Origin of the sequence: Actinocorallia libanotica (assembly GCF_039525175.1) — a bacterium.
In the GTDB taxonomy this organism is placed as follows: Bacteria; Actinomycetota; Actinomycetes; order Streptosporangiales; family Streptosporangiaceae; genus Actinocorallia; species Actinocorallia libanotica.
Genome location: NZ_BAAAHH010000031.1, coordinates 67,161 through 79,643, shown reverse-complemented (window position 1 = coordinate 79,643; position 12,483 = coordinate 67,161). Strand labels below are relative to the sequence as shown.

Annotated in this window: 9 protein-coding genes; 6 read left to right on the top strand and 3 right to left on the bottom strand. The window is 70.3% G+C overall.

The genetic code is table 11. The annotated features are described in order from the left end of the window. Positions 1 to 264: 264 nt before the first annotated feature. Positions 265 to 1,110: a hypothetical protein gene (locus ABD140_RS30035; protein ID WP_344244427.1), complete on the top strand. Its 846-nt coding sequence runs from the start codon at positions 265 to 267 to the stop codon at positions 1,108 to 1,110. Between the two features lie 189 nt (positions 1,111 to 1,299). Here the strand turns inward: ABD140_RS30035 and ABD140_RS30030 are convergent, their stop codons facing one another. Together ABD140_RS30030 and ABD140_RS30025 are read right to left on the bottom strand one after the other, a co-directional pair. Next, positions 1,300 to 2,550 (bottom strand): cytochrome P450, encoded by a 1,251-nt coding sequence (locus ABD140_RS30030; protein WP_344244424.1) that lies wholly within the window; start codon positions 2,548 to 2,550, stop codon positions 1,300 to 1,302. A gap of 76 nt (positions 2,551 to 2,626) precedes the next feature. Beyond that, on the bottom strand, positions 2,627 to 3,487 hold the full coding sequence (locus ABD140_RS30025; RefSeq protein ID WP_344244422.1) for an alpha/beta fold hydrolase: 861 nt from the start codon (positions 3,485 to 3,487) through the stop codon (positions 2,627 to 2,629). 154 nt (positions 3,488 to 3,641) lie between these two features. On the opposite strand from ABD140_RS30025, the gene ABD140_RS30020 reads away from it, so the two are divergent. Together ABD140_RS30020 and ABD140_RS30015 are read left to right on the top strand one after the other, a co-directional pair. Next, complete coding sequence (locus tag ABD140_RS30020; RefSeq protein WP_344244419.1) at positions 3,642 to 5,003, top strand: aspartate aminotransferase family protein; 1,362 nt, start codon at positions 3,642 to 3,644, stop codon at positions 5,001 to 5,003. 80 nt (positions 5,004 to 5,083) lie between these two features. Beyond that, positions 5,084 to 6,637, top strand: coding sequence for a GMC family oxidoreductase (locus tag ABD140_RS30015; protein ID WP_344244417.1), 1,554 nt, complete (start codon positions 5,084 to 5,086; stop codon positions 6,635 to 6,637). A 48-nt stretch (positions 6,638 to 6,685) separates the two neighbouring features. Here ABD140_RS30015 and ABD140_RS30010 read toward each other — a convergent pair whose 3' ends face one another. After that, entirely contained in the window at positions 6,686 to 8,230 is a 1,545-nt protein-coding gene (locus tag ABD140_RS30010) for a long-chain-fatty-acid--CoA ligase (RefSeq protein WP_344244415.1), read from the bottom strand. A gap of 264 nt (positions 8,231 to 8,494) precedes the next feature. Between ABD140_RS30010 and leuS the strand changes: the two genes are divergently transcribed. From leuS to ABD140_RS29995, 3 genes are all read left to right on the top strand, one after another. Continuing rightward, positions 8,495 to 10,960, top strand: coding sequence for a leucine--tRNA ligase (gene leuS / locus ABD140_RS30005; protein WP_344244413.1), 2,466 nt, complete (start codon positions 8,495 to 8,497; stop codon positions 10,958 to 10,960). A gap of 115 nt (positions 10,961 to 11,075) precedes the next feature. Next, positions 11,076 to 11,642: a helix-turn-helix domain-containing protein gene (locus tag ABD140_RS30000; RefSeq protein WP_344244411.1), complete on the top strand. Its 567-nt coding sequence runs from the start codon at positions 11,076 to 11,078 to the stop codon at positions 11,640 to 11,642. Next, positions 11,635 to 12,477 carry an SRPBCC family protein gene (locus tag ABD140_RS29995; protein WP_344244409.1) on the top strand — a complete coding sequence of 281 codons (843 nt, stop codon included), beginning with the start codon at positions 11,635 to 11,637 and terminating at the stop codon, positions 12,475 to 12,477. Before ABD140_RS30000 ends, ABD140_RS29995 begins: the two co-directional genes overlap by 8 nt. Positions 12,478 to 12,483 lie beyond the last annotated feature (6 nt).

The window sequence follows — 12,483 nt, the reverse complement described above, 5'->3', positions numbered from 1 at the left end:
GGGGGGCCCCCCCCCCCTCCCCTTCGGCTACAGGAGGCCGCGCACCCGGCGGGCGCACCGACGGCCGAACGCGCTCACGCACGCTGAACGACTCCCAGGGAGGCGTGGGCTTGGCGGTGTGCTGCCTGTGGATGGACGCACGCCATGTGTGGTGAGCGTTTGCCAGGGGGTGTGGGCCTGGCGGCGCGCTGCCTGGGGCGAACGATCCACAGGGGGGTGGACGGGGGCGCGGGGAATGTCGGTGCGGGGATCTAGCTTGCCGGTATGACGAAGATGCTGATCTTGCCGGTGCCCGAAGTGGTCCACGCCGTGTACCTGGTGGCGGCTCCGCTGTGGATCCCGCCTGATCCGGGTGCGGGGACGTTAGCGCTGGTCCACGTGGTCGACGGGCGGGAGCCGCCGCTGCCCTGGCTGGTCGGGGAGGGCGAGTGCCCGCGGTGCGCGCGGTGCGGGCTGGAGCACGACGACCCGACCGTCAGGCGGCTGCGGGGGAGCGGGCCGCATCTGCGGGTCACCGCCGCGGGATCGGCCGCCTGGCCGCCCGACCACCTCACGGTCGCCGCGTCCGCGGCCTACGACCTGGCCGAGCGGACCGGGGGCGTCCTCGTCGACGCGGTGACCGCCGACCTCGAGCCCTGGGCCCGTCCGCCCGACCCCTTCGACGTGCCGGAGAACTTCGCGGCCGCCGAGTGGCTCTCGGTCGCGGCCCTGCCCGATCCGGCGCCGCGCCGCTCCTGGACGCTGCGCACCGGGGGCCTGCGGATCTTCGGGATTCCCGAGCTCCGGGTCCGCCGCGTCACCGCCCGCCAGCGCCCCGGCTGGACGGAGGTCCTGCTCGCCCTGGCCCAGCGCCTGCTGCGCGAGCACTGGACGGCCCTGGCCCGCTTCCCGCCCCCCGCCTTCCGCGAGTTCCCCGCCCGCCTCCCGGTGACCGCCGCCGACCTGGGCGCCGCCCTGGCCCGCTGCCCCCACGGCACGGCCCGCACCCATCTGTCCCTGCGTCTGGACCCCGGCTCCCCGGGCCGCCCCACCCACCTCACCGTCACCGCCCCCGACCCCCGCTCCCGCCCGCTCTGGCGGGAGCGGACCCTCACCGACCTCGGCCTCTGAACCCGGCCGGAAAGGCGGAGCCCGCTGCGGTCGGAGTTTCCCGCCGGGCTCGGTTCATGAACGTGGTCGGAAAAGGTGGAGTCCGCTGTGGTCGGGTTCCTCCGCCGGGCTCGGTTCGTGGATGCGGCCGGGAAAGGCGGAGCCCGCCGTCGGCTTCGGGCCGGCGGCGGGAGGGTGGGGCGGCGGTGGTCAGGAGAGGGTGTAGGGGAGGTGCTTGATGCCGTTGATGAAGTTGGAGAAGAGGCGGTCGGGGGTGCCGGCCTTGATGGCGGGGAACTCGGTGAAGAGGCGCTGGAACATCGCGTTGATCTCCTGGCGGGCCAGGTGGGCGCCCAGGCAGAAGTGCGGGCCGGGGCCGCCGAAGCCGACGTGCGGGTTCGGGGAGCGGGTGATGTCGAACCTGTCGGGGTCGGTGAAGACCTTCTCGTCGCGGTTCGCCGAGTTGTAGTAGAGGACGAGCTTCTCGCCCTCCTTGATCTCGCGGCCGTTGAGCTCGGTGTCGCGGGTGGCGGTGCGGCGCATCCAGATGACCGGGGAGACGAAGCGCACGATCTCCTCGATGGCGGGGGAGATGTTCGCCTCGTAGTCCTCCAGCAGGAGGGCGCGCTGCTCGGGGAAGGCGGTGAACAGGTGCAGCCCGTGCGCGATGGCGTTGCGGGTGGTCTCGTTGCCCGCGACGGCCAGCAGGATGAAGAAGGACCCCATCTCCTGGTCGGTCAGCGACTCGCCGTCGATGTTGGCGTTGACGAGCTGGGAGACGAGGTCGTCGCCTTCCTTGCCGCGGCGTTCGCGGGAGAGCTCCTGCACCAGGTTCTGCAGGGCCTCGCCGGCCTCCAGGAGCTTGCCGAGCACGCCCATGGCGTCCCCGGTCGGCAGGTACTCGGGGTCGTTGCCGGCCAGGATGACGTTGGAGGCGTCGAAGACGGTCTGGTAGGCGGACTCCGGAATGGCCATCATCTGGCAGATGATCTGCAGGGGGAGCCGGGCGGCGACGTCGAGGACGAAGTCGCCGGTGCCCTTGCCCGCCTTGAGGTCGTCGATGATCTGCGTGGTGACGATCTCGATCTGGTCCTCGAACCGCTGCATCATCACGCGCGGCGAGAAGGCGCGGGAGACGATGCGCCGGATCTTGGCGTGCCGGGGGTCGTCCATGACGATCATCGAGCCGAAGTACTCGTGCACGTCGCCCGGCATGTCGGGAATGCTGATCGAACCCTTGCCCGAGCAGAAGTCCTGCGGGCGCCGCGAGGCCTCGACGACGTCGGCGTGCGTGACGATCGCCTTGTACCCGGGCCCCTGCGGCATGATCTCGATGACGGGTTCCTCGAACGTCACCAGCTCGGGGTGCTCGCGCAGCCGCCGGAAGGCCTCGTTCCGCTCGGCGAACGGCCGCTGCCAGAACGACCAGTCGGTCAGGTTGATCTCGTCGACTTCGATCATGTCCCGATCCTCACTAGAACAACATTCGGTTACGCCATCATGCCAAAGATCTGACGTACACCGTATGTAACCTGGATCACAGCCAATCCAATACCGCCCCGTTGACCTTCGCCGGCTGCTCCACCTGCAGGAAGTGTCCCGCGTCGGCGATGACCTCCGCGCGGGAACCGGAGGGCAGATGCTTCATCAGCCCACCGTCCATGCCGATCACGTCCACCCCCAGGCAGCCGTCGTCCGCCCCGTGCAGGTAGAGGAGCGGGACGGTGCCGACGGCTCCGGCGGCCTCCTGCGCGGCGGCGTAGCGCGGCAGATGGCGGGACGGGTCGAGCATCGCCCGGTAGTAGCCGATGGCCGCGGCCTTGTTCTCGGGGGAGCCCAGCGCCGCGAAGACGGGGGAGAGGTCCTCGTCGTGCCCCGGCGACCAGTCGCGCCACAGCCCCGCCACGAATCCCTCGTCCAGCGCCATCTCCGCCAGCGGCGTCTGGAAGAGGAAGATGTAGAACGACCGCTTGAGCTGCTCGTAGGAGAAGAAGCTCTCCAGCATCGCGTTGATCGGCGGCAGTGCCATCGTCACCGCCCGCCGCCAGCGGCCGGGCTCGGCGGCCAGCGCCCCGTAGACGGCCGCCGCCCCCCAGTCGTGCCCGATGAGGACGGCCGAGTCGTCGCCGCCCAGCGCTTCGTGCAGCGCGTTGGCGTCCGCGGCCAGCGCGCCGGTCTGGTAGGCGCCGTCCGCGGGCGGGGAGGTGGGCGCGTACCCGCGCATGTAGGGGGCCGCCACCCGGTATCCGCGTTCGGCCAGGGCGGAGCTCAGGTGCCGCCAGCTGTGCGGGGTGTCGGGGAAGCCGTGGAGCAGCAGGGCCAGCGGCCCGGTGGCGGGACCGGCCGTCAGGCAGCCGAACTCCAGCCCGTTCGCCTGGATCGTGGTGATCTCACTCATGGCGATGACGCTACTCCGCGGGCGCCGCCACGGGCTCCGAGCCGAAGGAGCCCTTCGGATATCGTGGTTGGTAAGAAGTTTCATACGTGATTCAGTGACACATGCTGTTGAAGACAACGAATCAAGTTGTCCGGACCGTGCTGAGGAACCTGTGATGACCGACCCCGCGACAGCGGCCAGAGACCATCTGTGGCTGCACTTCACCCGCCACTCGACATACGAGGACGGCGGCGAGGTGCCGGTGATCGTCCGCGGCGACGGCGCCTACATCTACGACGACAAGGGCAGGAAGTACCTCGACGGCCTCGCCGGGCTGTTCGTGGTGCAGGCCGGGCACGGCCGCGCCGAACTCGCCAGGGCCGCCGCCGCGCAGGCCGAGGAACTGGCCTTCTTCCCGCTGTGGTCCTACGCCCACCCCAGGGCCATCGAACTGGGCGAGCGGCTGGCCGCCGCGGCGCCCGGCGACCTCAACCGGGTCTTCTTCACCACCGGCGGCGGCGAGGCCGTCGAGTCGGCGTGGAAACTGGCCAAGCACTACTTCAAGCTCACCGGCAAGCCGATGAAGCACAAGGTGCTCAGCCGCGCCACCGCCTACCACGGCACAACCCAGGGCGCGCTGTCGATCACGGGCGTGCCGGCGTTCAAGGCGCCCTACGAACCGCTGGTGCCCTCCACCTTCCGGGTGCCCAACACCAACTTCTACCGCGCCCCCGCCCATTCCGACGACGCCGAGGCCTTCGGCCGCTGGGCCGCCGACCGCATCGAGGAGGCCATCCTCTTCGAGGGCCCCGAGACCGTCGCGGCGTTCTTCGTCGAACCCGTCCAGAACGCGGGCGGCTGCTTCCCGCCCCCGCCCGGCTACTTCCAGCGCGTCCGCGAGATCTGCGACAGGTACGACGTGCTGCTGGTCTCCGACGAGGTCATCTGCGCCTACGGACGGCTGGGCACCATGTTCGGCGCGCAGAAGTACGGCTACCAGCCCGACATCATCACCACCGCCAAGGGTCTGACCTCCGGTTACTCCCCGCTCGGCGCAATGCTCGTCAGCGACCGGCTGTTCGAGCCGTTCAGGACCGGCGAGACCATGTTCGCCCACGGCTACACCTTCGGAGGCCACCCCGTCTCGTCGGCCGTCGCCCTGGCCAACCTCGACCTGTTCGAACGCGAGGACCTGCTGGGCAACGTCCTGCGCAACGAGAGCGTCTTCCGCGCCACCCTGGAGAAGCTGCTCGACCTGCCGATCGTCGGCGACGTGCGGGGCGACGGCTACTTCTACGGCGTCGAACTGGTCAAGGACAAGGCGACCAAGGAGACCTTCGACGCCGAGGAGTCCGAGCGGCTGCTGCGCGGCTTCCTGTCCAGGGCGCTCTACGACACCGGCCTGTACTGCCGCGCCGACGACCGCGGCGACCCGGTCATCCAGCTCAGCCCGCCGCTGATCTGCGGTCCCGAGCATTTCGCGGAGATCGAGCAGAAGCTCCGCTCCGTCCTCACCGAGGCGTGGACGAAGATCTGACCTCCTGATGCTGGACAGTGCTTCCGGGAAGGGGGGATAGTCCGGGGGAGTTTCCCGCGCCATGCCCCCGGAGGAGCACTGTGCAGTACGACTACGTGATCGTCGGAGCCGGTTCGGCGGGCTGCGTCCTGGCCGCCCGGCTGTCGGAGGACCCCGGCGTCACCGTTGCCCTGATCGAGGCCGGAGGGCAGGACGGCAGGAAGGAGTTCCAGGTGCCCGCGGCCTTCCCCAAGCTCTTCCGGACCGAGGCGGACTGGGACTTCTCCACCGTCGGGCAGGAGGCGCTGGCCGGACGCGAGCTGTACTGGCCGCGCGGCCGGGTGCTGGGCGGCAGCTCCAGCATGAACGCGATGATGTGGGTGCGCGGCACCAGGGAGGACTACGACGACTGGGAGGTCCCCGGCTGGTCCTACGACGAGGTGCTCCCGTACTTCCAGAAGGCCGAACGCCGCGTCGGCTCCAACGCGGGCGGCGTCTACGGCACCGAGGGGCCCCTGCACATCGAGGAGCTGCGCGACCCGAACGTCACCACCAAGGCGTTCCTGAGGGCCTGCGACGAGCTGGGCCTGCACCGGCTGGACGAGCTGAACGGCCCGTCGAACGAGGGGTACGCGCAGACGCCCGTCACGCAGAAGAAGGGCCGCCGCTGGAGCACCTACGACGCCTTCCTCAAGCCCGTCCTGCACCGGCCGAACCTCACCGTCGTCACCGACGTGCAGGTCTCCCGCGTCCTCATCGAGGACGGGCGGGCCGTCGGCGTCGCCCACGGCAACCAGGAGGTCCGCGCGGTCAGGGAGGTCGTCCTCTGCGCCGGGGCCGTGGGCTCCCCGCACCTGCTGATGCTCTCGGGCGTCGGCGACCCCGCGCACCTGGCCGAGCACGGCATCGGCGTGGTGCGCCCGCTCCCGGCCGTCGGCCAGGGCCTCCAGGACCACCTGTCGATCTGCGTCTTCCGCAGGTGCCCGAAGAAGGTGACGCTGTCCAGCGCCGAGACCACCGCGAACCTGCTGAAGTACCTCACCCTGCGCAAGGGCCCCTTCACCACCAACGTCGGCGAGGCCGTGGCGTTCCTGCGCAGCGACCCGGCGCTGCCCGCACCCGACCTGGAGCTCGTCTTCGCACCCGTCCCGTTCATCCGGCACGGCCTGGACAAGGCGGCGGCCAAGGACGACGGCATCACCATCGGCGTCATCCTGCTGCAGCCCGACAGCGTCGGCTCCCTGCGCCTGGCCTCGGCCGACCCGGCGGACCCGCCGCGGATCGACGCCGCCTACCTCACCGGGGAGAGCGACCTCGAGCGCCTGATCCACGGCATCCGCGAGGCCGAGCGGCTGCTGGACACCGAGGCGCTCCGCCCGTACGCCGCGGAGAACTACCCGCCCTACCCCGGCGCCGACGACGAGACGCTGCTGGAGAAGCACGTCAGGGAGAACAGCGAGACCCTCTACCACCCGGTCGGCACCTGCCGGATGGGCGTCGAGGAGTCCTCGGTCGTCGACCCCGAGCTGCGCGTGCGCGGTGTGCGCGGCCTGCGCGTCGCCGACGCCTCGGTCATGCCGCGGATCATCCGCGGCCACACCCACGCCCCCGCCGTCATGATCGCCGAAAAGGCCGCCGACCTCCTCCGGGGCTAGACGCGCCGAAGGGGCCCCTCCGGACGGAGGGGCCCCTTCGACCGGGTCCTAGCGCAGCTCGCGCTTGAGGATCTTGCCGCTGGCGGTCATCGGCAGCTCGTCGCGGAACTCCACGATCCGCGGGTACTTGTAGTTGGCGAACTGCTCCTTGCCCCAGGAGACGAGCTCGGCCTCGGTGATCTCGGCGCCGGGCTTGCGGATGACGTACGCCTTGACCTCCTCGCCGTGGCTGTCGTGCGGGACGCCCACGACCGCGGCCAGCGAGACGGCCGGGTGGGTCATGAGGACCTCCTCGATCTCGCGCGGGTAGATGTTGTAGCCACCGCGGATGATCATGTCCTTGGAGCGGTCGACGATGAAGTAGTAGCCCTCGTCGTCGCGGCGGGCCAGGTCGCCGGTGCGGAACCAGCCGTCCCGGATCGCCTCGGCGGTCGCCTCGGGCCGCTTGTAGTAGCCCTTCATGACGTTGTGGCCGCGGATCGCGATCTCACCGGGGCCCTCGCCCTCGACGGTGTTCCACTCGTCGTCGATGAGCTTCATCTCGATGCCCCAGATCGGCAGGCCGATCGAGCCGGGCTTGGTGGGCCGGTCGGGGCGGTTGAACGAGGCGACGGGGGAGGTCTCCGACAGGCCGTAGCCCTCCAGGATGTCCACGCCGAACTTGGTCTTGACGCCCTTGAGGATCTCCAGCGGCAGCGCGGCGCCGCCGGAGACGGCCACCCGCAGGTTGGCGGAGATCTCCTTGACGTCGTCCTCGGAGGTGTCGTCCATCAGCAGCGCCCACCACATGGTCGGCACGCCGGCGAACATGTTGACCTTCTCCTTGACCATCAGCTCGACGGCCGCCTTCGGCTCGAACCGCGGCACCAGCGCCAGCGTGGCGCGGCGGTAGATGCCGGTGTTCATCACGCAGGTCTGGCCGAAGATGTGGAACAGCGGCAGCGTCACCATGAAGGTGTCGTGCAGGGTCCGGGCGAACAGGCCGTCGGCGACCATCGCGTTCATCATCATGTTGCCGTGCGACAGCTCGGCGCCCTTGGGCTGCCCGGTGGTGCCGGAGGTGTAGAGCACCACGGCGGTGTCGGTCGGCTCGGTGGCGACCGACTCGAAGGTGCCCGGCTGCCCGTTCAGCGCCGCCCAGAACAGCTGGGCGCCCTCGAACGGGGTCTCGGTGGCCGCGGGGTTCGCGGGCAGGACCACGAAGTGCTCGCAGCCGTCGGCCTGCTGGAAGCCGGCGTATCCGGCCTCGCCGATCGGCAGCTCGGGGGTGCCCTCGAAGCAGAACAGCGCCTTGGCGTCGGAGTCGCCCAGGTGGTAGGCGACCTCGCGCGGCTTGAGCAGCACGTTCAGCGGGACGACGACCGCGCCGGCCTTGAGGATCCCGAAGTAGACCATCGGGAAGTAGGGGAGGTTGGGGCAGGAGATCGCGACCTTGTCGCCCGGCTGGATGCCCCAGGAGACCAGCAGGTTGGCGACCTGGTCGGCGACCGTGTTGACGAAGGCGTAGGACAGCCGCATCTCGCCGAAGACCAGGGCGTCCCGGTCCGGGGTCTCTCGCGCGGCGTCTTCGATCAGCACGGACAGGTTGAGCATGGTGTTCTCTCTCCCAGAACTCGGTCGCATACTTTACGTGCGGGTAACCCATCCAACCGGGAACCGGGGGCGGCGTCCAGAGGCAAATGAGGCGTATGTCTCAACCCACGTTGGCCGGGTTGCCGTTGCGGTATTCTTAAGGTATGCGATCGAGGCTGCTTCTCAGCCCGCCGCGCTGACGACGAAGAACCAGCGTGGCAGCCCCTCCCTGCGTGAGGGGCTTCTTCATTTGACTTGAAGCAGGAACCGGAAAAGGGAACCCCAGTGAGCGACGAAGAGCAGCAGTACGACCCCCGTGCCGTCCAGGAGAAGTGGCAGGCCCGCTGGGCGGAGCTCGGCACCTTCGCCGCCAGTGACGACCCGGCGGACCCGCGCGAGCGGCGCTACATGCTGGACATGTTCCCCTACCCGTCCGGTGACCTGCACATGGGCCACGGCGAGGTCTTCGCCATCGGCGACGTCGTCGCCCGGTACTGGCTGCACCGGGGCTACAACGTCCTGCACCCGATCGGCTGGGACTCCTTCGGCCTGCCCGCGGAGAACGCCGCGATCAAGCGCAACGCCCACCCGGCGGAGTGGACGTACGCCAACATCGAGACGCAGGCCAACTCCTTCCGGCGCTACGGCATCTCCTTCGACTGGTCGCGGCGGCTGCACACCAGCGACCCCGAGTACTACAAGTGGAACCAGTGGCTGTTCACCCGGTTCTTCGAGCGCGGCCTGGCCTACCGCAAGGGCGGCCTGGTCAACTGGTGCCCCAACGACCAGACGGTGCTGGCCAACGAGCAGGTCGTCCAGGGCAGGTGCGAGCGCTGCGGCGCGGACGTGGTGCGGCGCGAGCTGACCCAGTGGTACTTCAAGATCACCGACTACGCCGACCGGCTGCTGGACGACATGGCCCAGCTGGAGGGCGGCTGGCCCGAGCGCGTGCTGACCATGCAGCGCCACTGGATCGGCCGCTCCGAGGGCGCCGACGTCGTCTTCGAGATCGAGGGCCACGGCCCCGTCACCGTCTACACCACCCGCCCCGACACCCTGTACGGCGCGACGTTCTTCGTGGTCGCCGCCGACGCCGCGCTGGCCTCGCAGATCGTCAGCGACGAACAGCGCCCGGCCCTGGAGGCCTACCAGGCCGAGGTCGCCAAGCTGAGCGACATCGACCGCCTGTCCACCGAGAAGGAGAAGACCGGCGTCTTCCTGGGCGTGCACGCGGTCAACCCGGTCAACGGCGAGCGCCTGCCGGTCTGGGCGGCCGACTACGTGCTGGCCGACTACGGGCACGGCGCGATCATGGCGGTGCCCGCGCACGACCAGCGCGACCTGGACTTCGCCAGGGCCTTCGACCTGCCGGTCAAGGTCGTCCTGGAGACCGGCGCCGAGGACCCGGCCGCCACCGGCGTCGCCACCCCCGGCGAGGGCCGGCTGGTCAACTCCGGTCCGCTGGACGGGCTGACCAAGGCCGAGGCCATCTCCCGGATCATCGGCGTCCTGGAGGAGAAGGGCCTGGGCCACGGCACGGTCAACTTCCGGCTGCGCGACTGGCTGCTGTCCCGCCAGCGCTTCTGGGGCACCCCGATCCCGATCATCCACTGCCCGTCCTGCGGCGAGGTGCCCGTCCCCGACGAGGACCTGCCGGTGCGCCTGCCGGAGAACCTGCGCGGCGCCGACCTGGCGCCCAAGGGCGTCTCCCCGCTGGCCGGCGCCGCCGAGTGGGTCAACGTCAAGTGCCCCTCCTGCGGCGGCGAGGCCAAGCGCGACACCGACACCATGGACACCTTCGTGGACTCGTCCTGGTACTTCCTGCGCTACTGCTCGCCGGGCTACGAAGGCGGCCCGTTCGACGTGGAGAAGGTGCGTCAGTGGATGCCGGCCGACCAGTACGTCGGCGGGGTCGAGCACGCGGTCATGCACCTGCTGTACGCGCGCTTCTTCACCAAGGTCCTGCACGACCTGGGCATGCTCGACTTCACCGAGCCCTTCACCCGGCTGCTGAACCAGGGCCAGGTGATCAACCAGGGCAAGGCGATGTCCAAGTCCCTGGGCAACGGCGTGGACCTGGGGCAGCAGATCGACGCCTACGGCGTGGACGCGGTGCGCCTGACCATGGTCTTCGCCGGTCCGCCGGAGGAGGACATCGACTGGGCGGACGTCTCGCCGGCGGCGTCGCAGAAGTTCCTGGCCCGCGCCTACCGGGTGATGTCGGAGGTCGCCAGCGAGCCCGGCGCCGACGTCGCCGCCGGCGACGTGGAGCTGCGCCGCGTCACCCACCGCACGATCGACGAGGTCACCCGCCTGGTCGAGGCGTACCGGTTCAACGTGGCGGTCGCCCGCATGATGGAGCTGACGTCGGCGGCCCGCAAGGCCATCGACTCCGGCCCCGGCGCCGCCGACCCGGCCGTCCGCGAGGCGGCCGAGACCCTGGCGGTCCTGCTGTCGATCACCGCCCCGTACATCACCGAGGAGGGCTGGGAGAAGCTGGGCCACAGCGGCTCCATCGCCCGCGTGCCGTGGCCGGTCGCCGACCCGGCGCTGCTGGTGCAGGAGACGGTGACGTGCGTCGTCCAGGTCGCCGGCAAGGTCCGCGACCGGCTGGAGATCTCCCCTGACGTCTCCGCCGAGGAGCTGGAGAAGCTGGCCCTGGCCTCGGAGAAGGTCCAGGCCGCGATCGGCGACGGGACCGTCCGCAAGGTCATCGTCCGCGCGCCGAAGATCGTCAACATCGTCGTCTGACGCCTGCCGGTCCGGGGGGCGACCCCCGGGCCCCCGAAGGGCCGTCCCGCCCGGGGCGGCCCTTCGCTCGGCCCCATTGACAAAATTCGTTTTTACATAAAAACTTGGTTTTGCGATGAGAGACATCCTGTACCTGGAGCAGATCGAACAGGCCGAGATCCTGTTCAAGCCGCAGCGGATCGAGGTGCTGCGGCTGCTGGCCGAGCCCCGCACCTGCGGGGAGGTCGCCCAGCGCCTCGGCCAGTCCAAGCAGCGCGTGTACTACCACGTGAAGCTGCTGGAGGAGGCGGGGCTGGTCGTCCGCGTGGCCGAACGCAAGGTCCGCGCCGTCCACGAGGGCGTCTACCAGGCGACCGCCCGGTCGTACTGGCTCTCCCCCCGGCTGGTCGGGCGGATCGGCGGCGGGCTGCGCGAGGCGCGGGACGCCATGGGCCTCGGCTACCTGCTCGACCTCATGGAAGAGGTGCAGGAGGACGTCGCCAAGCTCGACCCCGCCGTCTGTGAACTCCCCTCCTTCGGCGTCTCCGGACAGATCCGGATCGCGCCGGAGCGGCGGCAGGAGTTCCTGGACGAGCTGCGGGACACCCTGCAAGGCCTGTTCACGCGCTATGGCGGAGCCGAAGGCGACGCCTTCAAGCTCGCGGTGGCCTGTTACCCGAAAGCGGAGGAAGAAGATGACTGAGCCGATGAAGATCGTCGCCCGCACCACCGCCCCCCTCAAGGAGGTCCACCACGCGCTCACCGACGCCGCGATGCTGCGCGAGTGGCTGGCCGAGCACGCCCGGGTCGAGCTGCCCGAGCGCTACGAGTTCTGGGGCCGCCACGCCCCCGAGGGCGACGCGCCGCACCAGCGGCTCCTGCACGCCGACGACCGCGGGCTCCGGTTCGCCTGGCTCCTCGGCGGCGAGGAGATGACCACCGAGTTCGCGCTGAGCGAGGGCGAGGACGGGGGCACCCTGATCACGGTGACGCAGACCGGCGTCGACGAGGCCGCGGCGCAGCGCGGGGAGGGGCTCCAGAACGTCCTGTACACGTTCTGGTACGTGGCCACGGCCAACCTCGTCGACCGGCTGGAGGGCCGCGCCGTCACCGGATGGTGCGACTTCGCCGGCGCCGAGCTGCGGACCGAGATCGAGATCGCCGCCCCGCGGGAGAAGGTGTACGACGCGCTGATCGACGGGGAGAAGGTCAGCGAGTGGTTCGGGATCCCCATCGGCATCGAGCCGTTCGTGGGCGGCCGCTACGCGATGGGCGGCCTGGAGAGCGGCTACGCCGCGAAGATCGTGGACCTGGAGCCCCAGCGGAGGCTGGGCGTCGACTGGGGCGAGGGCGTGGGCGTGGCCACCTGGGAGCTGGCCGACTCCGACGGGGCCACCAGGCTGACCTTCGTGCAGAGCGGCTTCGACCGGGAGAACCCGCCGTTCACCGGCTGGTGCGGCTCGCTCTCCGGGCTGGCGGAGCTGCGCCGGTACCTGGAGCTGCCCGACTGGCGCCCCATCTGGGCGCCGGCGGCCTGAGGACCT

Excerpts from the sequence above, each read along its gene's own strand:
- ABD140_RS30035 (WP_344244427.1), top strand. The coding sequence starts at position 265 with ATGACGAAGATGCTGATCTTGCCGGTGCCCGAAGTGGTCCACGCCGTG.
- ABD140_RS30030 (WP_344244424.1), bottom strand. The coding sequence starts at position 2,550 with ATGATCGAAGTCGACGAGATCAACCTGACCGACTGGTCGTTCTGGCAG.
- ABD140_RS30025 (WP_344244422.1), bottom strand. The coding sequence starts at position 3,487 with ATGAGTGAGATCACCACGATCCAGGCGAACGGGCTGGAGTTCGGCTGC.
- ABD140_RS30020 (WP_344244419.1), top strand. The coding sequence starts at position 3,642 with ATGACCGACCCCGCGACAGCGGCCAGAGACCATCTGTGGCTGCACTTC.
- ABD140_RS30010 (WP_344244415.1), bottom strand. The coding sequence starts at position 8,230 with ATGCTCAACCTGTCCGTGCTGATCGAAGACGCCGCGCGAGAGACCCCG.
- ABD140_RS30000 (WP_344244411.1), top strand. The coding sequence starts at position 11,076 with ATGAGAGACATCCTGTACCTGGAGCAGATCGAACAGGCCGAGATCCTG.
- ABD140_RS29995 (WP_344244409.1), top strand. The coding sequence starts at position 11,635 with ATGACTGAGCCGATGAAGATCGTCGCCCGCACCACCGCCCCCCTCAAG.